18 protein-coding genes and 1 pseudogene are annotated in these 22,434 nt (G+C 72.5%); 6 read left to right on the top strand and 13 right to left on the bottom strand.

Annotated elements, in window-relative coordinates; all coding sequences use genetic code 11:
- The first annotated feature begins 11 nt into the window (after positions 1-11).
- A complete protein-coding gene (locus tag AB0N14_RS33550; protein WP_366029498.1) occupies positions 12-389 on the top strand; it encodes a rhodanese-like domain-containing protein in 378 nt (125 codons plus the stop codon).
- A gap of 101 nt (positions 390-490) precedes the next feature.
- Here AB0N14_RS33550 and recX read toward each other — a convergent pair whose 3' ends face one another.
- Entirely contained in the window at positions 491-1,321 is an 831-nt protein-coding gene (recX, locus tag AB0N14_RS33555; protein ID WP_366029478.1) for a recombination regulator RecX, read from the bottom strand.
- Positions 1,322-1,324: 3 nt separating this feature from the next.
- Positions 1,325-2,458 carry a recombinase RecA gene (recA, locus tag AB0N14_RS33560; RefSeq protein ID WP_366029479.1) on the bottom strand — a complete coding sequence of 378 codons (1,134 nt, stop codon included), beginning with the start codon at positions 2,456-2,458 and terminating at the stop codon, positions 1,325-1,327.
- Between the two features lie 322 nt (positions 2,459-2,780).
- On the opposite strand from recA, the gene AB0N14_RS33565 reads away from it, so the two are divergent.
- On the top strand, positions 2,781-3,554 hold the full coding sequence (locus AB0N14_RS33565) for a hypothetical protein (protein ID WP_366029480.1): 774 nt from the start codon (positions 2,781-2,783) through the stop codon (positions 3,552-3,554).
- Positions 3,555-3,563: 9 nt separating this feature from the next.
- On the opposite strand, the gene AB0N14_RS33570 is transcribed toward AB0N14_RS33565, so the two are convergent.
- Positions 3,564-4,778, bottom strand: a complete 1,215-nt coding sequence (locus AB0N14_RS33570; RefSeq protein ID WP_366029481.1) for an AI-2E family transporter — start codon at positions 4,776-4,778, stop codon at positions 3,564-3,566.
- 59 nt (positions 4,779-4,837) lie between these two features.
- Positions 4,838-5,032 (bottom strand): DUF3046 domain-containing protein, encoded by a 195-nt coding sequence (locus AB0N14_RS33575; protein WP_366029482.1) that lies wholly within the window; start codon positions 5,030-5,032, stop codon positions 4,838-4,840.
- Between the two features lie 80 nt (positions 5,033-5,112).
- Here AB0N14_RS33575 and AB0N14_RS33580 point away from each other — a divergent pair, with 80 nt between their 5' ends.
- The 4 genes and pseudogenes from AB0N14_RS33580 (at position 5,113) to AB0N14_RS33595 (ending at position 12,906) form a co-directional block, all read left to right on the top strand.
- Positions 5,113-6,057: a hypothetical protein gene (locus AB0N14_RS33580; protein ID WP_366029483.1), complete on the top strand. Its 945-nt coding sequence runs from the start codon at positions 5,113-5,115 to the stop codon at positions 6,055-6,057.
- A 238-nt stretch (positions 6,058-6,295) separates the two neighbouring features.
- Positions 6,296-11,239 carry an ATP-dependent helicase gene (locus tag AB0N14_RS33585; RefSeq protein WP_366029484.1) on the top strand — a complete coding sequence of 1,648 codons (4,944 nt, stop codon included), beginning with the start codon at positions 6,296-6,298 and terminating at the stop codon, positions 11,237-11,239.
- A 23-nt stretch (positions 11,240-11,262) separates the two neighbouring features.
- Complete coding sequence (locus AB0N14_RS33590; protein WP_366029485.1) at positions 11,263-12,105, top strand: DNA-formamidopyrimidine glycosylase family protein; 843 nt, start codon at positions 11,263-11,265, stop codon at positions 12,103-12,105.
- Positions 12,106-12,153: 48 nt separating this feature from the next.
- Positions 12,154-12,906: pseudogene (locus AB0N14_RS33595) on the top strand (SDR family oxidoreductase).
- Between the two features lie 140 nt (positions 12,907-13,046).
- Here AB0N14_RS33595 and AB0N14_RS33600 read toward each other — a convergent pair.
- The 9 genes from AB0N14_RS33600 to AB0N14_RS33640 all read right to left on the bottom strand — a co-directional run bounded on the left by AB0N14_RS33600 (position 13,047) and on the right by AB0N14_RS33640 (position 22,290).
- Positions 13,047-13,310 carry a hypothetical protein gene (locus AB0N14_RS33600; RefSeq protein WP_366029486.1) on the bottom strand — a complete coding sequence of 88 codons (264 nt, stop codon included), beginning with the start codon at positions 13,308-13,310 and terminating at the stop codon, positions 13,047-13,049.
- Positions 13,311-13,479: 169 nt separating this feature from the next.
- Positions 13,480-13,950: a DNA starvation/stationary phase protection protein gene (locus AB0N14_RS33605; protein ID WP_366029487.1), complete on the bottom strand. Its 471-nt coding sequence runs from the start codon at positions 13,948-13,950 to the stop codon at positions 13,480-13,482.
- Between the two features lie 200 nt (positions 13,951-14,150).
- On the bottom strand, positions 14,151-14,528 hold the full coding sequence (locus tag AB0N14_RS33610) for a helix-turn-helix transcriptional regulator (RefSeq protein WP_103845022.1): 378 nt from the start codon (positions 14,526-14,528) through the stop codon (positions 14,151-14,153).
- Between the two features lie 109 nt (positions 14,529-14,637).
- Positions 14,638-15,183 (bottom strand): CinA family protein, encoded by a 546-nt coding sequence (locus tag AB0N14_RS33615; RefSeq protein ID WP_366029489.1) that lies wholly within the window; start codon positions 15,181-15,183, stop codon positions 14,638-14,640.
- Positions 15,180-16,016 (bottom strand): CDP-diacylglycerol--glycerol-3-phosphate 3-phosphatidyltransferase, encoded by an 837-nt coding sequence (gene pgsA / locus AB0N14_RS33620; RefSeq protein WP_366029490.1) that lies wholly within the window; start codon positions 16,014-16,016, stop codon positions 15,180-15,182. Before pgsA ends, AB0N14_RS33615 begins: the two co-directional genes overlap by 4 nt.
- Positions 16,013-17,494, bottom strand: coding sequence for a 30S ribosomal protein S12 methylthiotransferase RimO (gene rimO, locus AB0N14_RS33625; protein ID WP_366029491.1), 1,482 nt, complete (start codon positions 17,492-17,494; stop codon positions 16,013-16,015). The genes pgsA and rimO overlap by 4 nt, the downstream gene beginning before the upstream one ends.
- Before the next feature lie 115 nt (positions 17,495-17,609).
- Positions 17,610-18,479 (bottom strand): RodZ domain-containing protein, encoded by an 870-nt coding sequence (locus tag AB0N14_RS33630; protein WP_366029492.1) that lies wholly within the window; start codon positions 18,477-18,479, stop codon positions 17,610-17,612.
- Positions 18,480-18,768: 289 nt separating this feature from the next.
- Entirely contained in the window at positions 18,769-21,471 is a 2,703-nt protein-coding gene (locus tag AB0N14_RS33635) for a DNA translocase FtsK (protein WP_366029493.1), read from the bottom strand.
- Positions 21,472-21,609: 138 nt separating this feature from the next.
- Positions 21,610-22,290 (bottom strand): response regulator, encoded by a 681-nt coding sequence (locus tag AB0N14_RS33640; RefSeq protein ID WP_263232409.1) that lies wholly within the window; start codon positions 22,288-22,290, stop codon positions 21,610-21,612.
- Positions 22,291-22,434: the final 144 nt, after the last annotated feature.

Below are 22,434 nucleotides of genomic sequence, written 5' to 3' on the forward strand. Positions count from 1 at the left end.
CCGAACGCCCTATGGGCATCGACGAGTTGCTGGAGCGGGTCCGCGAGGACCTGGACCGGGTGGAGCCCGCGGAGGCCCACGAGGCCGCACGGGCCGGCGAGGCCCTGCTCGTGGACATCCGCTACGCCGCACTGCGGGAGCGTGACGGACTCATCCCCGGCGCGCTGGTCGTCGAACGGAACGAACTGGAGTGGCGCCTGGACCCGCAGGGCAGCCACCGCCTCCCCGAGGCCACCGGCCACGACCTGCGCGTCGTGGTCGTCTGCAACGAGGGCTACGCCTCCAGCCTGGCCGCCGCATCCCTCCGCCAACTGGGCCTGCACCGCGCCACCGACCTGGTGGGCGGCTTCCAGGCCTGGAGAGCGGCGGGGCTGCCGGTGGCGTCGTAGGGGGTTTTGCTGGGGTTGGACGTTGGGGGCTCTGGGCTTGTTGGGGCTTGGGCTTCGTGACGGGGAGGGCCCCGCCCCGCCCCCCTCCCCCGCCCCCGGCTTCAGAACCCCTCGTCCCCCAGCCCCTCCGTGTCCTCCCCCTCCTCCGCCAGGGCCTGGCGGACCACGCGCAAGGCCATCCCCTCGGAGTAACCCTTGCGGGCGAGCATGCCCGCGAGGCGGCGCAGGCGTTTGTCACGGTCGAGGCCCCGCGTGGCGCGCAGCTTGCGGTCGACGAGCTCGCGCGCGGTGGCCTCTTCCTGCTCGGCGTCCAGCTGTCCCACCGCCGCGTCGATCAGCGCGGAGTCCACGCCCTTCGTCCGCAGCTCCTGGGCGAGCGCCCGGCGGGCCAGGCCCCGGCCGTGGTGCCGGGATTCCACCCAGGCGTCCGCGAAGGCGCTGTCGTCGATCAGGCCGACCTCCTCGAACCGCGACAGCACCTCGTCCGCGATGTCCTCGGGGATCTCCCGCTTGCGCAGGGCGTCCGCGAGCTGTTTGCGCGTGCGTGGAGTTCCGGTGAGCAGACGCAGGCAGATCGCCCGCGCCTGCTCAACCGGGTCCCCCGGGTGCTCCCCCGTCCCGGCCCTCGACGAGAAGGAAGAGCCTCCGTCCTGTGGGGCGTCGGCCGCTTCCCCGCCACCGCGCCGCCGTCCTCGCCCGCGTCCGCCGCGCACGCGGCCCTCGCCGCGTGGAGCGTCCTCGCCGCGTGGAGCGTCCTCGCCGCGTGGAGCGTCCTCGCCGCGTGGAGCGTCCTCGCCGTGCGCGTCCGCGTCGCCGCGCACGTCGTCGTACGCCCCGTCACCGCCCCCGACGAACCCCGTGTCGCTCCCGCTTCCCCGCCGCTGCGGGGACACGGGGTGGGCGTATTCGGCCCAGTCGGTTCGCCGTGTCATGGGCTAGCTCTTGGCCGCCGGGGCCTTCGCCGCCTTGGCCGCCTTGGCCGCCGGTGCGGGCACCGCCTTGGCGGTGTCGTCGGCCGCGGGAGCGGCGGCACTCGCCGCGTCCGTGCCCGGCTCGGCGGCGGGCTCCTCCGGCCGGACGCCGACGCCCAGCTTCTCCTTGATCTTCTTCTCGATCTCGTTGGCCAGGTCGGGGTTGTCCTTCAGGAAGTTGCGCGCGTTCTCCTTGCCCTGGCCGAGCTGGTCGCCCTCGTACGTGTACCAGGCGCCGGCCTTGCGGACGAAGCCGTGCTCCACGCCCATGTCGATCAGGCCGCCCTCGCGGCTGATGCCCTGGCCGTAGAGGATGTCGAACTCGGCCTGCTTGAAGGGCGGCGCGACCTTGTTCTTGACGACCTTGCATCGGGTGCGGTTGCCGACCGCCTCCGTGCCGTCCTTCAGGGTCTCGATGCGACGGATGTCGATGCGCACCGAGGCGTAGAACTTCAGCGCGCGGCCACCGGTCGTGGTCTCCGGGGAGCCGAACATCACGCCGATCTTCTCGCGGAGCTGGTTGATGAAGATCGCGGTCGTCTTGGACTGGTTGAGCGCGCTGGTGATCTTCCGCAGGGCCTGGCTCATCAGGCGGGCCTGCAGACCCACGTGGCTGTCGCCCATCTCGCCCTCGATCTCCGCGCGCGGGACGAGCGCGGCGACGGAGTCGATGACGATGAGGTCCAGGGCGCCGGAGCGGACCAGCATGTCCACGATCTCCAGGGCCTGCTCGCCGTTGTCCGGCTGGGACAGGATCAGGTTGTCGATGTCGACGCCGAGCTTGCGCGCGTACTCGGGGTCGAGGGCGTGCTCCGCATCCACGAAGGCGACCTGACCGCCGGCCTTCTGGGCGTTGGCCACCGCGTGCAGGGTCAGCGTGGTCTTGCCGGAGGACTCCGGTCCGTAAATCTCCACGACGCGGCCGCGCGGCAGGCCGCCGACACCGAGGGCCACGTCGAGCGCGGTCGACCCGGTCGGGATGACCTCGATGGGCTCCTTGGACCGCTCGCCCATGCGCATGACCGCGCCCTTGCCGAATTGTCGTTCAATCTGTGCGAGGGCGGCGTCGAGGGCCTTCTCGCGGTCGGTACCTGCCATGGGTTCCACCCGGTTTGCTTGAGTCGATCGCTTCACGTCAAAGACGCTAACGCCTGCCACTGACAATGCGCCCCGACGCTCGTCCGGCTGTGGATAACTCGGGTACTTCTCCGTCAAAACCGTGTCGAAATCCCCGCCGTGAGGCCGCCGGAGCCTCCATAAGAATGGACGTTCGATTTTTGTGTCAAGCGCACCGGCAAGGACCTGCGGGCGTACGGTCGCGCGCTGACAGCGGCCCGGTGCGGGCTACTCCCCGCGGGGTACGGCGGGTGCCTTCGGCCGGAGGACGACGGGCCGAGGCCGCTCCCGGGAGCCTTGGCCCATGAAAACCGAGAGGATCGCTCTGGCGCGCGGAACCGGCATGCGCCCCGTGGAGCGTCTGTGCCATGCGACCGGCGCCTTCCTGGTCGTTTCCGGTCTGGCGCACCTGGTGGTCTTCCTCGTCGACGGTGGCCCCTGGGACGGTCCCGTCTCCTGGCGCAAGCCCTTCACGTTCGGGCTGTCCTTCGGGTTGACGCTGATCGCGGTTACCTGGGTGACGTCGTACCTCCGCGTCGGGGCGCGGCTCCGCGCGGTGCTGCTCGGCGTGTTCGCCGCCGACTGCGTCGTGGAGGTCGCCGGGATCACCCTCCAGGCGTGGCGGCGCGTACCCTCGCACCTCAACACCGAGACACCCTTCGACACGGCGGTGGCGATGACGCTCGCGCTGGGCGGCGCCGTCCTCGTCGTCGTGCTCTCGGCGTTCGCCGGCGCCGCGTTCCGGCACCGGCCGGGCGGCCCCCTCGGCATGGCGCTCGCGCTGCGCTCCGGGTTCGCGATGCTCATCGTGGCGCTGCTCTCGGGCGCCGCGATGATCGCGCGCGGGACCGTGCTGTCCCGCACCGGGCACCAGCAGGCGGCGTACCACTCCACGGCGCCGCTCAAGCCGCTGCACGGGGTCAGCCTGCACGCCGTGCTGGTGCTGCCCGCGCTGGCCTGGCTGCTGTCCCGCACGTCCTGGCGCGAGGCCACCAGGCAGCGGGTCATGTACGCGGCGGTCGGCGGCTACGCGGCCGCCGTGCTCGGCGCGGGGATCTGGGCGGCTCTCTCCTGGTGAGCGGGGCCCTCAGCGCGCGAACAGCCGCCGCACGCGCGCTGTGAGACTGCCCGAGCCGCGCGTGCGGTGCCCATGGACGCGGGGGTCGTCGGTGACGTCGTACCGCTTCACGTACGCCCCCAGGAAGGCCTGCAGCGTGGCGACCGCGGGGATGGCGATCAGCGCGCCCACCGCGCCGAGGAGGGCGGTGCCCGCTATGACGGACCCGAAGGCCACCGCGGGGTGGATGTCCACGGACCGCGCGGTCAGCTTGGGCTGCAACATGTAGTTCTCGAACTGCTGGTAGACCACGACGAAGATCAGCACCCACAGCGCGTACCAGGGGGCCACGGTGAAGGCGATCAGCATCGGCAGGGCACCCGCGAGATAGGTGCCGATGGTGGGGATGAACTGGGAGACCAGGCCGACCCACACGGCGAGCACGGGCGCGTACGGAATGCTCAGCGCCTGCAGCAGGACGTAGTGCGCGATGCCGGAGATCAGCGCCATCAGGCCGCGCGAGTAGAGGTAGCCGCCCGTCTTGTCGACGGCGATCTCCCAGGCGCGCAGCACCTCGGCCTGCCGGGCGGGCGGCAGCACCGAGCACAGCGCGCGCCGCAGCCTGGGCCCGTCGGCGGCGAAGTAGAACGAGAACAGGCCGATCGTCAGCAGCTGGAAGAGGCCGCCCAGGACCTGGGCGGAGACGTCCAGGACACCGGTCGCGCTGTTCTGGACGTACTTTCTGAGCCAGTCGGAGTGGACCACGCTGTCCTGCACGTCCACGCGTCTGAGGTGGGTGTGGAACGTGGTGTTGATCCAGTTGATCACCGAGTCGAGGTAGCCCGGGAAGCCCTCGACCATCTTGATGATCTGGCCGGCGAGCATGGAGCCGAGCAGCGTGACGAACCCGGCGACGGCGATCGCCAGGCCGAGGAACACGAGGAAGGTGGCCAGCCCCCGGCGCATGCCGTGCGCGGCCATCCAGCTGACCGCGGGCTCGATGGCGAGCGCCAGGAAGAACGCGATCAGGATGTTGATCAGCAGGCCGATGAGCTGGTGGAACGCCCAGCTGCCCAGTTGGAAGACGGCGATGAGCGCGAGGGCGAGCACCATGGCGCGCGGCAGCCAGCGCGGCATACGGGCGCCCGGCGCGGCGCCGCCGCCCGAAGGGGGCGGCTGGGGTGGTGTCGTGCCGAGCGGTGATGCCTGCTGGGGGACCTGTGCGGTCTCGTCTGTCGGGGCCACGGAGCAAGTCTCGCCCACACCGGCGGCATCCGGGGACCCCTGTGGATCTCGGCGCTTCTTCAGCGCTTCTCCCGCGGAACGTCCACGGCCGTGCACACGGCGCGCCACACGTCCTTGGCCTCCCAGCCGGCCTCCAGCGCCTGGTGCACGGTGCGCCCGCCGAGTTCCGCCATCACGTGGTCGCGCGCGAAGGTGTCGGCGTAGGCCTCACCGAAGTGATCCGCCATCCGCTGCCAGAAGACCGTCAACCGCATGACACCAGTATCCCGCCCCTGAGAGTGGGGCCGGGCCGGGACGGCTTGCCGAGAACGCTTTCCGTCCTACGGTCTGATCCATGGCCGAAACCGGAGCATCCCCACTCCTCCCCGCGCCCTCGGCGCGCACCCCTCTCTCCCGCGCCGAGCACTTCGTGTGGCTCACCGCGCGCGTGCTGGAGCAGCGCCGTTTCGCGTACCACTTCCTGGGCGGCGGCGCCGACCCCGTGGAGACCGCGCTGGCCGCCTACCGCAACGAGGACGAGGGGTACGGTCACGCCCTCGAACCCGATCTGCGCGGCCCGGTCAGCCAGCCCCTGCACACCGCGCACGCCCTGCGGGTGCTGGACTCGATCGGCCGGTGCGGCGGCCAGCGGGTGGAGCGCGTGTGCCGCTACCTGACCGCCGTGTCGACACCGGACGGCGCCCTTCCGGCGGTGCATCCCGTGCAGCGCGGCTATCCGGCCGCCCCCTTCGTGCCCATCACCGACAACCCGCCGAGCGACCTGCTCGCCACGGGCCCGGTGGTGGGCCTGCTGCACCGCAACGAGGTGTGGCACGCGTGGATGTTCCGGGCCACCGACTTCTGCTGGCAGGCGGTCGAGTCCCTGGACAAGTCGCATCCGTACGAGGTCGAGGCGGCCGTGGCGTTCCTGGACTCGGCGCCCGACCGCCCGCGCGCCGAGGCCGCGGCCCACCGCCTGGGCCACCTGGTGCGCGAACAGCGGCTCGCGGTCCTGGACCCGGACCGTCCGGGGGCGTATCCGGTCGCCTCCGGGTACGCACCGGGCGAGCACCACTTCCCGTACGACTTCGCGCTTACCCCGGACTCCCTCGCCCGCGCGTGGTTCACCGACGAGGAGATGGCGCGCGCCCTGGACTTCCTCGCGGCCGAGCAGCAGGAGGACGGCGGCTGGCCGGTCCGGTGGTGCCAGTGGGCTCCGGGCACCTCTCTGGAGGCCCGTCCCATGGTGACCATCGACGCGCTGCTCACCCTCAGGGCGTACGGACGGCCCATCGGCTGACGGAGGGCGGCCCCACGCCCGCGTGGGGCCCCGGGGCACACGGACGGCCGGCCGCCGGCCGCCGAGCCCGTCACCTCCGGCATCCTGGCCGTCATCGGGCACGAACCGCACCTGCCACGGCCCCTTCCGCGCGGCCGCTCGGCCCCGCCCACGATGGCCGCCCAGCCCCGGCGGGTCGCCTTGCCGTACGTCTCCGCAGGTCACGGGCATTGTCAGTGGGCGGGTGCAGGATGGATCCATGGTCAGCTCCGCACACCCGGCCCTCGACGGCTTCTCACCCGCGACCCGCGCCTGGTTCACGGGGGCGTTCTCCGCGCCCACCGCGGCCCAGGCCGGGGCGTGGCGTGCCATCGCCGCGGGCTCGGACGTGCTCGTGGTGGCCCCGACCGGCTCCGGCAAGACGCTGGCCGCCTTCCTCGCCGCGCTGGACCGGCTGGCGGCCACCCCGCCGCCCGCCGATCCCAGGAAGCGCTGCCGGGTGCTGTACGTGTCCCCGCTGAAGGCCCTCGCGGTCGACGTGGAGCGGAACCTGCGCAGTCCGCTCACCGGCATCCGCCAGGAGTCGGTCCGGCTCGGCCTGCCCGAGCCGGAGGTGAAGGTGGGCATCCGCTCCGGCGACACCCCGGCCGCCGAGCGCCGCGCCCTGGCCACGCGCCCGCCGGACATCCTGATCACCACTCCGGAGTCGCTGTTCCTGATGCTGACGTCGTCCACCCGCGACGCACTGACGGGCGTGGAGACGGTCATCCTGGACGAGGTGCACGCGGTCGCGGGCACCAAGCGGGGCGCGCACCTGGCGCTCTCCCTGGAGCGGCTCGACGAGCTGCTGCCGAAGCCCGCGCGCCGCATCGGCCTGTCCGCCACCGTGCGCCCGGTGGACGAGGTGGCCCGCTTCCTCTCCCCGCGCCGCAAGGTGGAGATCGTCCAGCCCGAGTCGGGCAAGGAGTTCGACCTCTCGGTCGTCGTGCCCGTCGAGGACCTCGGCGAGCTGGGCGGCTCCCCGGTCTCCGACGGCACCGGGGGCGCGGAGCGCCCGTCCATCTGGCCGCACGTCGAGGAGCGCATCGCCGACCTGGTCCAGGCGCACCGCTCCACCATCGTGTTCGCCAACTCCCGCCGCCTCGCGGAACGACTGTGCAACCGGCTGAACGAGATCGCCTACGAGAGGGCGACGGGCGAGACGCTGGAGGAGCACCACGCGCCCGCCCAGCTGATGGGGGGCTCCGGCGCGGCACAAGGGGCACCCCCGGTCCTCGCGCGCGCCCACCACGGGTCGGTCTCCAAGGAGCAGCGCGCTCTCGTCGAGGAGGACCTGAAGGCGGGCCTGCTGCCGGCGGTGGTCGCCACCTCCAGCCTCGAGCTGGGCATCGACATGGGCGCGGTGGACCTCGTCGTCCAGGTCGAGTCGCCGCCGTCCGTGGCGTCCGGGCTGCAGCGGGTGGGCCGGGCGGGACACCAGGTCGGCGCGGTCTCCACCGGCGTGGTCTTCCCCAAGTACCGCGGCGACCTCGTACAGGCGGCCGTGGTCACCGAACGGATGCGCACGGGCGCGATCGAGTCGCTGAAGGTTCCGGCGAACCCGCTGGACGTGCTCGCGCAGCAACTCGTCGCGATGACGTCGCTCGACACCTGGCAGTTCGACGACCTCCTCGCGGTGGTGCGCCGGGCGGCGCCGTTCGCCTCGCTGCCGGAGTCGGCGTTCACGGCGGTGCTGGACATGCTCGCGGGCCGCTACCCCTCCGACGCGTTCGCGGAGCTGCGGCCGCGCGTGGTCTGGGATCGCGTCGCGGGCACCATCACCGGTCGCCCCGGGGCCCAGCGGCTCGCCGTCACCTCCGGGGGCACCATCCCGGACCGCGGGCTGTTCGGGGTGTTCCTCGCCGGTGCCGATCCCAAGAAGGGCGGCGGCCGGGTCGGCGAGCTGGACGAGGAGATGGTCTACGAGTCCCGGATCGGGGACGTGTTCACCCTCGGCACCAGCTCCTGGCGCATCGAGGACATCACCCGCGACCGCGTCCTCGTCTCCCCCGCGCCCGGCGTCCCCGGCAGGCTGCCGTTCTGGAAGGGCGACCAGCTGGGCCGCCCGCTGGAACTGGGTCGCGCGGTGGGCGCGTTCCTCCGCGAGGTGGGCTCGATGCCCAAGGAGGACGCGCGCCTGAGGCTGCTCGCGGCGGGCCTGGACGCCTGGGCCGCGGACAACGTGCTGTCGTACCTGGACGAACAGCGCGAGGCCTGCGGCCACCTCCCCGACGACCGCACGATCGTCGTCGAGCGGTTCCGTGACGAACTGGGCGACTGGCGGGTAGTGGTGCACTCCCCCTTCGGCGCCCAGGTGCACGCCCCGTGGGCGCTCGCGCTGGGCGCCCGCCTGTCCGAGCGCTACGGCATGGACGCCCAGGTCATGCACGCCGACGACGGCATCGTGCTGCGCCTGCCGGACGCCGACCTGATGGGCCTGGACCTGCTGGACCAGGAGCCGATGAAAGCCGGCTCGGAGTATGACGCCGAGCGGGCACCCGTCGGCGCGGCCGACGTCGCCTTCGACAAGGGCGAGGTCGACCAGATCGTCACCGACCAGGTCGGCGGCTCGGCGCTGTTCGCGTCCCGGTTCCGTGAGTGCGCGGCCCGCGCGCTGCTGCTGCCGCGCCGCAACCCGGGCCGGCGCACCCCCCTGTGGCAGCAACGCCAGCGCGCGGCCCAACTGTTGCAGGTGGCGAGCGAGTTCGGCTCGTTCCCGATCGTCCTGGAGGCGGTACGCGAATGCCTGCAGGACGTCTTCGACGTCCCGGGCCTGATCGAGCTGATGGGCGACCTGGAGTCCCGCAAGGTGCGGCTCGTCGAGGTGACCACCCCCGAGCCGTCACCGTTCGCCCGCTCGCTGCTGTTCGGGTACGTCGCCCAGTTCCTCTACGAGGGGGACTCTCCGCTCGCCGAGCGGCGCGCCGCGGCGCTGTCGCTGGACTCCCGGCTGCTGGCGGAGCTGCTGGGCCAGGCGGAGCTGCGGGAGCTGCTCGACGCGGAGGTCCTGACCGAGCTGGAGCGGGAGCTGCAGTGGCTCACCGAGGATCGGCGCGTCAAGGACGTCGAAGGGGTCGCGGACGTGCTGCGGGTACTGGGGCCGCTCACTGACGCCGACCTGGTGGCGCGCGGGGCCGACCCGCAGTGGGCCCGTGAGCTGGCGGCGGCCCGCCGCGCGATCAAGGTCCGGATCGCGGGCACCGACCACTGGGCGGCGGTCGAGGACGCGGGCCGGCTCCGCGACGCGCTCGGCACGGCGCTGCCCGTCGGCGTCCCGGAGGCGTTCACCGAGCCGGTCAAGGACCCGCTCGGCGACCTCCTCGCCCGGTACGCGCGCACCCACGGTCCCTTCACATCGGCGACGGCGGCCACGCGGTTCGGACTCGGGGTCGCTGTCACCGAAGGCGCGCTGCAACGGCTGGCGGCGTCCGGGCGGATCGTCCAGGGCGAGTTCCATCCGGCGGGCATCGGCCAGGAGTGGTGCGACGCGGCGGTACTGCGCAGGTTGCGGCGCCGTTCGCTGGCGGCGCTGCGGCACGAGCTCGAGCCGGTCCCGGCACCGGCCCTGGCGCAGTTCCTGCCGCAGTGGCAGCACGTCGGCAGCGGGCACGGACTGCGGGGCGTGGACGGACTGGTGCGCGCCATCGAGCAGTTGCAGGGCGCCTCCGTGCCCGCGTCCGCCCTGGAGAAGCTCGTCCTGCCGTCCCGCGTCGCGAACTACACCCCCGCGATGCTGGACGAACTCACGGCCGCCGGCGAGGTGGTGTGGGCGGGCGCGGGCGCGCTGCCCGGAAAAGACGGCTGGATCTCCCTCTACCTGGCGGACGCCGCCCCCCTGCTGCTGCCCGCCCCGCACCCCCTGGAGCTGACCGCCCTGCACCAGTCGATCCTGGACGCCCTCTCGGGCGGCTACGGACTGTTCTTCCGGCAGATCGCCGACCAGGTCCGCGCCACCACCCACCCGGACGTCACCGAGCCCCAACTCGCCGACGCGATCTGGGACCTGGCGTGGTCCGGGCGGCTCACGAACGACACGCTGGCGCCGATGCGGTCCCTGCTCGGCTCGGGCCGCACCGCGGGAGCCACGGCCCACCGCGCCAAGCGCGCCGTCCCGCGCGGGCGCTACGGCTCACTGACGGCCGCCGCCCGGCCCCAGTCCCGTACGGGTCCGCCGACCGTCGCCGGCCGTTGGTCCCTGCTGCCCGCCCACGAGGCCGACCCCACCGTCCGCGCCCACGCCCTGGCCCGGACGCTGCTCGACCGGCACGGCGTGGTGACCCGGGGGGCGGTGGCCGCGGAGGGGGTGGAGGGCGGCTTCTCGGCCGTGTACCGGGTCCTGTCCGCCTTCGAGGAGAGCGGTCAGGCACGGCGCGGTTATGTCGTCGAGGGGCTGGGCGCGGCACAGTTCGCGATGGACGGCGCGGTGGACCGGCTGCGCGCGGTGGCGAACGCCCGCGAGCGGGGCGAACCGCTGCCGGGCGCCGGAGCGGGACCCGGCGCGGGGAACGGTTTCGCCGGAGCTTCCACAGACCCGTTCGCCTCCGACACGGGCCCGGCCGGCCCGGGCAGCGACGGACCCGAGGACCCGTTCGACATCGACTTCGCCGACGCCTTCGACATGGGCCCGGCCGCCCAGGACCCGCTGTCCGCCGCGGGCTTCGGAGGCCCCCGCTCGGGGTCCGGCTTCTCCTCCGGGGCTCCCGCCTCCCGGTCGCCCTACGGGCAGCACGGACGAGGGAGCCTCCCGCCGAACCGCACGCGCGCGTCCGGGCCGGCCCGGGCCGTGGTCCTGGCCGCCGCCGACCCCGCGAACGCGTACGGCGCGGCGCTCCCCTGGCCCGAGCCGCCGACGGGTGCGGGGCACAAGCCGGGGCGGAAGGCGGGTTCGCTGGTGGTCCTGGTCGACGGCGAGCTGACGCTCTACGTGGAGCGGGGCGGCAAGACCGTGCTGGCCTGGCCCTCCGCCCCGGAGGCCGGGCCGACCGAGGACGAGCGGCTGCGCATGGCCGCCGAGGCCCTGGGGACGGCCGCCAGGGCGGGTTCCCTCGGCACCGTGACGGTGGAACGGATCAACGGAGCCTCGGCCCTGTCGTCCCCCTTCGGCGTCCTCCTGGAAGGAGCGGGCTTCATAGCGACCCCACGGGGGCTGCGGATCCGTGCCTGAGCCCGACGTGCCACTCTTGACCCATGCCCGAAGGTGACACCGTCCACCAGGCCGCGAAGCGTCTGCACGGCGCGCTCGCGGGGAAGGTGCTGACCCGTTCCGACCTCCGGGTGCCCAGGTACGCGACGGCCGATCTCACCGGCCGTACCGTCCTGGACGTCACCCCGCGCGGCAAGCACCTGCTCACCCGTATCGAGGGCGGGCTCACCCTGCACTCGCACCTGATGATGGACGGGGCGTGGAAGGTGTTCGCGGCGGGGCAGCGCTGGAGCGGGGGTCCCGCCCACCAGATCCGGGCGATCCTCGGCACCGCCGACCGCACGGCGGTCGGCTACCGCCTGCCCGTCCTGGAACTGCTGCGCACCCACGACGAGCACCGCGCCGTGGGGCACCTCGGCCCGGACCTCCTCGGCCCCGACTGGGACCCCGGCACGGCCCTGGAGAACCTGTTGCGCGACCCCGCCCGCCCCCTCGGCGAGGCCCTGCTCGACCAGCGCAACCTGGCCGGCATCGGCAATGTCTACAAGAGCGAGCTGTGCTTCCTGCTCCGGGTGACCCCGTGGCTCGCCGTCGGGGAGCTCCCGGCCGAGCACGCCGCCCACCTGCCCACCCTCGCCAAGAAGCTGCTGGAGGCGAACCGCGACCGCCCGGCCCGCAACACCACCGGACGGCGCGAACAGAACCTCTTCGTCTACGGCCGCGCGCCCCGCCCCTGCCTGCGCTGCGGCACCCCGGTCCAGGTGGCGGAGCAAGGCGACGGCTCCCGGGAGCGGCCCACCTACTGGTGCCCGGCCTGCCAGTGGGGCCCGGCTCCCGCCCCGGGCGTGGCGGACCACCGCCACAGCCGCACCCGCCCCGCCAACTGACGCCGCCCAATTGACGGACCGTCAGATGGGGTTCGTAGCGTCGCTGTCATGCCCGTCACGGCGTACGACCTCAGCGAACGCACCGTCTTCGTCACCGGCGCCGCGAGCGGCATCGGCCGGGCCTCGGCCGTGCTGCTCGCCGAGGCAGGCGCGTCCGTGCACTGCGCCGACCGCGACGCGCCGGGACTGCGCGAGACGGCGGCGCTGATCGAGGACCGGGGCGGCACGGCACACACCCACCACCTCGACGTGACCGACCGGGCCCGGCTCAGGCAGGCCGTCGCTTCCTGCGAGCGCCTCGACGCGCTGGCGGCCGTCGCCGGGATCATGCACAGCAGCCCGGTCCTCCAGACACGGGACGAGGACCTGGACCGGGTACTGGGCGTCAACTTCAAGGGGGTCCTGTAGGCCTGCCGGGAGGCGGCGCTCCGGATGATCGCGGACGGGACCCGCGGCAGCATCGTCACGATGGCGTCGAGCGCCGTCGACACCGGCGGCCCAGGGGTGCTCTGCTACGGCGCGGCGAAGGCGGCCGTGGTGCAGCTGACGAAGACCCCGGCGACCGAGGTCGGGTCGCACGGCTACGGGTCGACGCGGTGGCACCGGGCTGGACCCGTACGCCGATGACCGACCGGCACGGGGAGGCGCAGGAGCGCACGGAGGCCTTCATGGCGCGGCTGTCGCCGCTGGGCCGGATCGGCGAACCGCAGGACATCGCGCAGGCGCCTGGCCGGCGACGCCTCGTCCTTCGTCACGGGACAGATCCTCCGCCCGAGCGGCGGCGTGGCGATGCCCTGGTGACAGCCACAGGTGACAGCCTCAGCGCCAGGGCCCGGGGGCGGGCGCGGCCGGACCGGTCACGAGCCGCCCTCCAGGAGTCCCCTGAACACCCCCGGACGCCGTCGTACCGACCCCGCACACTCCCCCTGCGTCCCGCCCCCTCACCCTGGTTGCGCGCCCCTCCCGCGCCCCCTCACGGCCTGCCACCGCCGCCAGGCCCGAGCCCACTGATCCGACCCGGCCGCCCCCACGGCCCTGGTCTTCGGCACACAGTGCACCGGCAGCAGACTCAGTCCCCATCCCCCGATGGCGACCGCACCTTCCAGCACCCCTGCGTCGGGTGCCAGCACGAGTCGGAGTACCCCCCACCACCACAGCGCACCCAGCGCCAGCGCAACCCCCCAGCGCGCCGTGCGCCCCGCCATGGCCGTCACCTCCAACCCGAGGAACCAGACCCTAGACCGGGCCGTCAGCGCCAGGGAGGGCGCACCAGCGGCACACAGGCGCACCGGACCCAGCGCATGCCCCCGGCATCTGGCGCACGCGGCGCACCCCGCGCACACCCCGGTCGGGCCGCCCCGGATCGCTGTGCGCTCACGCGTTCTCCGCCTGGAACATCCAGTGGTGCTTCTCCAGCTCCGCGGTGACGTTGATGAAGATGTCCTGGCTCACCGGGTCGGCGTCGGCGGTCGTCTGCACCCGTTCCCGCATGCGCGTGATGACCGCGCCGAGGGCGGACACGAGGGTTCCCACCGCGTCCGTGTCCTTGACCCAGCCCTGGGGCACGGAGCCGATGCCGCTGCTCTGGGCGACCGTCGCGGCGCGGCCGTCGGGCGGGACGCCGAGCGCGGAGGCCCGTTCGGCCACGGTGTCGGAGTGCCGCCGTGCGGTGTCGACGACCTCGTCGAGCTGGAGGTGGATGGAACGGAAGCGCGGCCCGATGATGTTCCAGTGGATCTGCTTCGCCACGAGGGAGAGGTCCAGCAGGTCGACCAGGGCGCCCTGCAGCGCCCCGGAGACGGTCTTCAGGTCCGTCTCGGGCAGCGGGCTCTTCACGACGTACATCGGCATCCTCCTCGAGCGTTCGTACGACCCCGAGCCCCCGCCCCTCCACCATGACGGCCTCGCCCGAACCCGGCAAACGGGAGTCCCGCCGGCGCCGGGAACGCGCAAGAGCCCCGGCGGTCCCCTCCAGGTCTCCCCGGAGAGGCCCCGGCCGGGGCTCTCGTAGAGTTTGCCGCCTCACCCGCTCCCGCGCGTGAGGATCAGGCGGCCACCACGTCCACTGCTTCGGCGGGGGCCTTGATCGTGACCCGTTCCGGTGGGACACCGGTGACGGACACGGAGTTGAGCATCGGGCGACGCACCGGTGCCGGCACCGGCTCGGTGGCCGCCGCCGACTGTGCCAGCTCGGCGAGCGCGAGCTCGTCGCTCACTTCCCGCATGAGCTCGGACATCCGTACGTCCAGCGCGTCGCAGATCGCGGAGAGCAGTTCGGAGGACGCCTCCTTCTGCCCCCGCTCCACCTCGGAGAGATAGCCGAGCGAGACTCGGGCGGTCGAGGAGACTTCGCGCAGAGTACGGCCCTGGCGCTGGCGCTGCCGACGCAGCACGTCACCCAGCAGGCGACGGAGCAGAATCATCGGTGGCTCCCTCCTCGGACCGCGTAGCCGCATCCTTCTCGCCCCACCGTACCGCCTTGCGCCGCGGCCGTGCGGGGAGCGCTGTTGTGTTCACTGAAAGCTGCAAACATCAAGTCCCCCCGTTCTGTTCCGTATCCTGTGCCCGCTCGTTCCCGGTCTGTTCGCCCGCAAGCTGCTCCAGGAGCAGTGCGAGCACGCTCCGTACACTCTCCATACGGATTTCCGCACGGTCGCCGTTCAACCGCAGGGAGGCCACTTTCTCGCCACCAAGTTCGTCGGAAACCTCTTCGAAGGGCCCGGCGACGGCCACGAAGACCGTGCCGACCGGCTGTCCGTCCTGTGGGTCGGGGCCGGCCACTCCTGTCGTGGCGAGCCCCCAGTCGGCGCCGAGCGCCTTGCGCACGCCGGTCGCCATCTGCCCCGCGACCTGCGGGTCCACCGCACCACGGGTATCCAACAAGGTACCGTCCACACCGAGCAGGTCCCGCTTGAGATCGGTGGCGTACGCGGTCACGGAGCCGCGGAAGACCGCGGAGGCCCCGGGCACCGCCGTGAGCTCCGCGGCCACCAGGCCACCGGTCAGCGACTCGGCGACGGCGAGCGTCTCGCCTCTCACCGTGAGTAGTCGCAGCAACTCGGCGGCCATGGAATTCACCGTTTCGCCTCCTCGGCCGCAGCCCGGCGCTCGGCGATGCCGCGCCTGCGCAGCACAATGGCCTGTCTCACATAGTCGAGCCCGGTGACCACCGTCAGCACGATGGCCACGGCCATCACCCAGAACCTCAGAGTCGCCAGCCAGCCTGTGAGCGCCAGCACATACATGCCGACCGCCACGCCCTGCGTCAGCGTCTTCAGCTTGCCGCCCCGGCTCGCCGGGATCACCCCGTAGCGGATGACGAGGAAGCGCAGCAGGGTGATACCGAGCTCCCGGCCGAGTATGACGGCCGTCACCCACCACGGGAGATCACCGAGGGCGGACAGACAGATCAGCGCCGCACCCATGATCGCCTTGTCGGCGATGGGGTCGGCGATCTTCCCGAAGTCGGTGACCAGGTTGTAGGTGCGGGCCAGATGGCCGTCGAACAGGTCGGTGATCATGGCGATGGCGAACGCCGCCCAGGCGAGCGAGCGCCATGCCGGGTCATACCCGCCGTCGGTCAGCATGAGGGCGACGAAGCCCGGGACGAGGAGCAGGCGGAGCATCGTCAGGAGGTTGGCGACGTTCCAGACACTGGCCTGGTTGACCGCGGCGGCCGTCAGCTTGCCGCCCCGCGCCGGGCGAGCGCCCTCCTGCCCGTCGGCAGGGCTGGAGCCGCCGGGTGCGTCCGGGCCGTCCGGGCGGCTGACCGACTCGGCGACCGAGGCGCCGGCGGGCCCTTTGGCCGGCTTGGCCCCGGACCTGCCGGTCGCGCCCGAGGCGCCCGGCGTGGACGCCGCTCCGCGCGCACCGGAGGAGCCACCCGCCGCGGAGGCTGGGATTCCAGTCATCTGCCCGCCTCCTCAGGACACCCGAGCGCCCCCGCGAGGGGCTCGGCCACCAGATCGACACCTTCCGTACCGACCACCTTCGCCTCGACCATACGGCCGACGCTCAGGCCCTCGCCCCTCGTGAACAGCACCTGGCCGTCCGTCTCGGGCGCCTGGTGCGCGGCTCGGCCGTACGCGGCGACCTCGTCGTCGTCCTCGTCCACCGACTCCACGAGCACATGGACGGTCTCGCCGACGCGCTCCTCGGCGCGCTGGGACACCAGTTCCTCGGCGAGCCGCGAGATGTGCGCGAGCCGCTCGGCGACGACGTCCTCGTCGAGCTTGTTGTCGTACGTGGCGGCCTCCGTGCCCTCCTCGTCGGAGTAGCCGAAGACACCGATCGCGTCCAGCCGGGCACCGTTAAGGAAGCGCTCCAGTTCGGCCAGGTCGGCCTCGGTCTCGCCGGGGAAGCCCACGATGAAGTTGGAGCGCACGCCCGCCTCGGGCGCCTTGCCGCGGATCGTGTCGAGCAGCTCCAGGAAGCGGTCGGTGTCACCGAAGCGCCGCATGGCGCGCAGCACGCCGGGCGCGGAGTGCTGGAAGGACAGGTCGAAGTAGGGCGCGACCTTCGGGGTCGAGGTCAGCACGTCGATCAGGCCCGGGCGCATCTCGGCGGGCTGGAGGTAGCTGACACGGACCCGCTCGATGCCGTCCACCTCGGCCAGCTCCGGCAGCAGGGACTCCAGGAGGCGGATGTCGCCCAGGTCCTTGCCGTAGGAGGTGTTGTTCTCGGAGACCAGCATGATCTCCTTCACGCCCTGTTCGGCCAGCCAGCGGGTCTCGTTCAGCACGTCGCTCGGGCGGCGTGAGATGAAGGAGCCCCGGAAGGAGGGGATGGCGCAGAAGGAGCAGCGCCGGTCGCAGCCGGAGGCGAGCTTGACCGAGGCGACGGGCGAGCCGTCGAGCCGGCGGCGCAGCGGCGCCCGGGGGCCCGAGACCGGGGCGACGCCCTCGGGGAGGTCCGCCGGGGCACCGTGCCCGGGCAGGGCCACGTCGGCCGCCGACTGCCGCTCCGCGGGGCTGATCGGCAGCAGCTTGCGGCGGTCGCGCGGGGTGTGGGAGGCGTGGATGCCGCCGGACAGGATGGTCTGGAGCCGGTCGGAGATGTCCGCGTAGTCGTCGAAGCCGAGCACGCCGTCGGCCTCCGGGAGGGCCTCGGCCAGCTCCTTGCCGTACCGCTCGGCCATGCAGCCGACCGCCACCACGGCCTGCGTTCTGCCATGTCCCTTGAGGTCGTTCGCCTCCAGGAGGGCGTCCACGGAGTCCTTCTTGGCTGCCTCGACGAAGCCGCACGTGTTCACCACGGCGACGTCCGCGTCCTCGGCGTCCTCCACGAGCTGCCAGCCGTCCGCCTCCAAACGGCCTGCGAGCTCCTCCGAGTCCACCTCGTTACGGGCGCAGCCAAGGGTGACCAGTGCGACGGTACGGCGTTCAGGCATGGGCTCAAGACTACTTCGTCCCACTGACAGCCCACGTCGACGGGGTTGGCCGATCTTGGCCAACCCCGTGTGTCCGTGCCCCTTGAGTACCGCCGAGCCGCTGAGTGCCGCTCGGTCAGCCGGTGACGGGGTCGCCCTTGGTGTAGGTCAGACGCTCGACCTGGCCGGGCCGGAAGTCGTCCTGGATCTTCTTGCCGTTGACGTAGAGCTGGATGGCGCCCGCGTCGCCGAGGACGAGGTCGATCTTCTCCTTGTCCTGGAAGGTCTGCGAGTCGCCCTTCTTGAGCAGCCCGTCGAAGAGGGTGCGGCCGTTGTGGTCCTTGGCGGAGATCCAGCTGCGGCCGTCGGTGGCGCTCACCTGGACCGTCACCTTGTCCCGGGGCGCGGCCGCGATGGCGCTCTCGGACGGCTCGGGCTTCTGTTCGACGGGCTTGCTGCTCTTGGGCGTGGGCGAGGCGGGCTTGCCGGTGCTCGCCGCGGGGCCCTTGGCGACCGGCGTGTCGGCGGTGTCCGAACTGCCGGTCCCCTTGATCAGGGTGAACCCGACGAAGCCGATCACCACGACTATGGCGGCGACCATGGCCGCGGTCCAGTTGGGCGCCCGCCGGTCGGGCCGGATGCGCTCCGCCTCGAAGAGCGGGGCCGCCGGGGTCGGGGCGGGCCGTGCGCCGTGCTCGGCGGCGTACTGATCCAGCAGCGGGGCCGGGTCGAGGTGCACCGCGCGCGCGAGCGTGCGGATGTGACCGCGGGCGTAGACGTCACCGCCGCAGGGGGCGAAGTTGTCCTCTTCGATCGCGTGCACGATGGCGACACGGACCCGGGTGGCGTTGCTGACGTCGTCGACGGTCAGCCCGGCCGCGATCCGCGCCTGTCGCAGGGCCCGGCCGATCGAGGGGCGATCCGACGCGGAGGCGTCGTCACGGCCGTCATCGAACGGACGAGCGTCCTCAGGGGAGTTGCCGTCAGGGGAGTTGCCGATGGACACGGGGGCGCCTTTCGAGCGTGTAGCCACCTGTGCTGGAAGTTCAGTCTAGGAGGGGTGCGAAAGGGTGGGGCAACCGGGCGGTAGGACTTTGTACGCCATCAGAATGGCCGGTCATCCTGATGCCGGGAGACAGGTCTGTTCTCTCTCAACTTGACGTCCGACGGCGGGAAACGGTTGCTCACGGAACACTTACGAGTGGGTCACGGCCGAGCGTCCGACCACCCCGCCGGGCGCACTCGGACCCGCTCGGCCGGCCCTCTCGCGGGGCGGCCCGGGACCGTCCGGATCCCTACGGTTGAGACTCCCCACGGATGAGGGCGAGCACGCCGTCCAACTCGTCGGGTTTCACGAGAACGTCACGTGCCTTGGACCCCTCGCTGGGACCGACGATGTTCCGCGACTCCATGAGGTCCATCAGCCGCCCGGCCTTGGCGAAGCCGACGCGCAGCTTCCGCTGGAGCATCGAGGTGGATCCGAACTGGGTGGAGACGACCAGCTCGGCGGCCTGGCACAGCAGGTCCAGGTCGTCGCCGATGTCCTCGTCGATCTCCTTCTTCTGCTTGCTGCCGACCACGACGTCGTCCCGGAAGACGGGCGTCATCTGGTCCTTGCAGTGCCGGACGACGGCCGCGACCTCCTCCTCGGTCACGAACGCGCCCTGCATGCGCACCGGTTTGTTCGCGCCCATCGGCAGGAACAGCCCGTCGCCCTTGCCGATCAGCTTCTCGGCGCCGGGCTGGTCGAGGATGACGCGCGAGTCGGCCAGGGAGGAGGTGGCGAAGGCGAGCCGGGAGGGCACGTTCGCCTTGATCAGGCCGGTGACGACGTCCACGGACGGCCGCTGCGTGGCGAGCACCAGGTGGATGCCGGCGGCGCGCGCGAGCTGCGTGATGCGCACGATCGCGTCCTCGACGTCCCGGGGCGCGACCATCATCAGGTCGGCCAGCTCGTCGACGATCACCAGCAGGTACGGGTAGGGCTGCAGGTCACGTTCGCTGCCCTCCTGCGGCTTCACCTTGCCGTGCCGGACGGCCTCGTTGAAGTCGTCGATGTGCCGGAAGCCGTACGCCGCCAGGTCGTCGTAGCGCAGGTCCATCTCGCGTACGACCCACTGGAGCGCCTCGGCGGCCCGCTTGGGGTTGGTGATGATCGGCGTGATCAGGTGCGGGATGCCCTCGTACGCGGTCAGCTCGACCCGCTTGGGGTCGACGAGGACCATGCGCACGTCCTCCGGGGTCGCGCGCATCATGACCGAGGTGATCAGGCAGTTGACGCACGACGACTTGCCGGAGCCGGTGGCGCCGGCGACCAGCAGGTGCGGCATCTTGGCCAGGCTGTGCATGACGTAGCCGCCCTCGACGTCCTTGCCGAAGGCGACCAGCATCGGGTCGTCGTCCTCCGCGGACTCGGCGAGGCGCAGCACGTCACCGAGGTTGACCATCTCCCGGTCGGTGTTCGGGATCTCGATGCCGACCGCGGACTTGCCGGGGATCGGGCTGATGATCCGCACGTCGGGGCTGGCGACGGCGTACGCGATGTTCTTGGTGAGCGCGGTGATCCGCTCCACCTTGACGGCGGGGCCGAGCTCGACCTCGTACCGGGTGACCGTCGGGCCGCGGGTGAAGCCGGTGACGCGGGCGTCGACCTTGAACTCGGTGAAGACGTTGGTGAGTGCGTCGACGACGGCGTCGTTCGCGGCGCTGCGCGCCTTGCCGGGACCGCCCCGGTGGAGCAGGTCCAGGGAGGGCAGGGCGTAGGTGATGTCGCCGGACAACTGCAGCTGCTCGGCGCGCGGCGGCAGCTCGCGGGGCTCATCCGGGGCCTTCTTCGTCAGGTCGGGCACCCCGGCCTGGGACGCGGGCTCCTCCGGCTGGGGGCGCGCGGCCGGCACGGGCGTCGGCGTGGTCGGCTCCCGGTCGGTGACGCTCACGCCCTGGGTGAGGTCGGCGACGACCGGGGACGGCGGCATGCCGTGCAGGACGGCACCGTCCAGGGCCGCGGCGGCGGCCGCCGCGACGTCCACGGCGTCCATCTCCCTGCCCAGGGCGGGCTGCTGCACGGCGGGGCGCCGGGGGCGGCCGCGGCGCCGGGAGAGCGCCTCCTGCTCGGCTCCGTCCGGGTCGTACCCGTCGGGGGCGGGGCCACGGCGCCGGGTGCGGGGCAGCCCCTCGCGCCACTGGTCGTCGTAGCGTTCGTCGTCCTCGGTCAGGACCTCGTCCTCCGGGGCGTGCAGGAGCCCGAGCCTGAGCCCGAGGTCGCGCAGCCGCCGCGGGATGGCGGTGACGGGGGTGGCGGTGACGACGAGGACGCCGAAGAACGTGAGCAGGACGAGCAGCGCCACGGCGAGGGCGTCGCCCATGGTGTACGTCAGCGGGGTGGCCGCGGCCCAGCCGATGAGCCCGCCGGCGTCCCTTATCGCCTGCATGCCGTCGCTGCGCGCGGGGGCGCCGCAGGCGATGTGCACCTGGCCGAGCACGCCGAGGACGAGCGCGGACAGGCCGATGACGATGCGGCCGTTGGCCTCCGGCCGCTCCGGGTGGAGGATCAGGCGCACGGCGATCACGCCGAGCAGAAGCGGCACCAGCAGATCGAGGCGGCCGAAGGCGCCGGTCACCAGCATCTGGACGAGGTCACCCACGGGACCGCGGAGATTGGCCCAGGTGCCGGCGGCGACGATCAGCGACAGCGCGAGCAGCAGGAGCGCAAGACCGTCCTTGCGGTGCGCCGGGTCAAGCCCCTTCGCGCCCCGCCCCAGGCCGCGGAACAGGGCTCCGACGGCGTGCGCGGCGCCGAGCCACAGGGCGCGTACGAGTCTGTACACGCCCGCGGTCGGGTTGGGCGCCGGTGCGGGGGCGGCCTTCTTCGCCGCTGCCTTCCTGGCGGGCGCCTTCTTGGCGGCGGCTTTCTTGGCGGGGGCCTTCTTCGCCGGAGCCTTCCTGGGAGCGGCCGCCTTCTTCGCGGGCGACTTCTTGGCTGCGGGACGTGGGGCCATGGGTGTGAGATTACCGGTGGAAAGGGCAGGGAACACACGCCTCTGCGGCTTCACCCGTTCGTGTCGCCTCAGGAGAGGCGCGAAGTTGACGTCGCCTCAACCGGGCGTTCACGGCGCCGACCCGGTCCCCGCCCCGCGTCAGTTCTGCGAAGGCACCGACGGCGCCCCGCTGCCCGTCCCCGGCTCCAAAGCGTCCAGCGCCCTGCGCAGGCCGGTGAGTTTGCGCTCGAGGTGGGCCGCCGTCGCCACCGCGGCCGCGTCCGCGGACTCGTCGTCCAGCTGCTTGGACAGTGCTTCCGCCTGCTCCTCCACCGCCGCGAGCCGCGCCGAGAGCTCGGCGAGGATGCCCGCCGGCTCCTTGCTGTCGCCGCCCCCGGACTTGCCGCCCTCCAGCTGGAGCCGCAGCAGGGCCGCCTGCTCCCGCAGTTGGCAGTTCTTCATGTACAGCTCGACGAAAACGGAGACCTTCGCCCGCAGCACCCACGGGTCGAACGGCTTGGAGATGTAGTCCACCGCACCCGCCGCGTACCCCCGGAAGGTGTGGTGCGGGCCGTGGTTGATGGCGGTCAGGAAGATGATCGGGATGTCCCGGGTGCGCTCGCGCCGCTTGATGTGCGCGGCGGTCTCGAAACCGTCCATGCCCGGCATCTGGACGTCCAGCAGAATCACCGCGAAGTCGTCCGTCAGCAGCGCCTTGAGCGCTTCCTCCCCGGACGATGCCCTGACCAGCGTCTGATCGAGCGCAGAGAGGATGGCCTCCAGCGCCAGCAGATTCTCCGGCCGGTCATCGACCAGGAGGATCTTGGCCTTCTGCACCATGGCCCGCCCTCCTCGCCCCGGCTTGGGGCCTCCCCTGTCCGCAGGACTCGGGATGACGCCCGGCGCCGCCCCAGGGGACGACTCCCTTGCGCCGCCCGTCCTTGTGCCGGTCATCGTAGCCGCACCCCGCCCGTCGCCACACCC

Source organism: Streptomyces sp. NPDC051104, assembly GCF_040682835.1.
GTDB lineage: Bacteria > Actinomycetota > Actinomycetes > Streptomycetales > Streptomycetaceae > Streptomyces > Streptomyces cynarae.

Coding starts and splice junctions, on each gene's coding strand:
- AB0N14_RS33550 (WP_366029498.1), top strand. CDS start 12: ATGGGCATCGACGAGTTGCTGGAGCGGGTCCGCGAGGACCTGGACCGG.
- recX (WP_366029478.1), bottom strand. CDS start 1,321: ATGACACGGCGAACCGACTGGGCCGAATACGCCCACCCCGTGTCCCCG.
- recA (WP_366029479.1), bottom strand. CDS start 2,458: ATGGCAGGTACCGACCGCGAGAAGGCCCTCGACGCCGCCCTCGCACAG.
- AB0N14_RS33565 (WP_366029480.1), top strand. CDS start 2,781: ATGAAAACCGAGAGGATCGCTCTGGCGCGCGGAACCGGCATGCGCCCC.
- AB0N14_RS33575 (WP_366029482.1), bottom strand. CDS start 5,032: ATGCGGTTGACGGTCTTCTGGCAGCGGATGGCGGATCACTTCGGTGAG.
- AB0N14_RS33580 (WP_366029483.1), top strand. CDS start 5,113: ATGGCCGAAACCGGAGCATCCCCACTCCTCCCCGCGCCCTCGGCGCGC.
- AB0N14_RS33585 (WP_366029484.1), top strand. CDS start 6,296: ATGGTCAGCTCCGCACACCCGGCCCTCGACGGCTTCTCACCCGCGACC.
- AB0N14_RS33590 (WP_366029485.1), top strand. CDS start 11,263: ATGCCCGAAGGTGACACCGTCCACCAGGCCGCGAAGCGTCTGCACGGC.
- AB0N14_RS33600 (WP_366029486.1), bottom strand. CDS start 13,310: ATGGCGGGGCGCACGGCGCGCTGGGGGGTTGCGCTGGCGCTGGGTGCG.
- AB0N14_RS33605 (WP_366029487.1), bottom strand. CDS start 13,950: ATGTACGTCGTGAAGAGCCCGCTGCCCGAGACGGACCTGAAGACCGTC.
- AB0N14_RS33610 (WP_103845022.1), bottom strand. CDS start 14,528: ATGATTCTGCTCCGTCGCCTGCTGGGTGACGTGCTGCGTCGGCAGCGC.
- pgsA (WP_366029490.1), bottom strand. CDS start 16,016: ATGACTGGAATCCCAGCCTCCGCGGCGGGTGGCTCCTCCGGTGCGCGC.
- rimO (WP_366029491.1), bottom strand. CDS start 17,494: ATGCCTGAACGCCGTACCGTCGCACTGGTCACCCTTGGCTGCGCCCGT.
- AB0N14_RS33635 (WP_366029493.1), bottom strand. CDS start 21,471: ATGGCCCCACGTCCCGCAGCCAAGAAGTCGCCCGCGAAGAAGGCGGCC.
- AB0N14_RS33640 (WP_263232409.1), bottom strand. CDS start 22,290: ATGGTGCAGAAGGCCAAGATCCTCCTGGTCGATGACCGGCCGGAGAAT.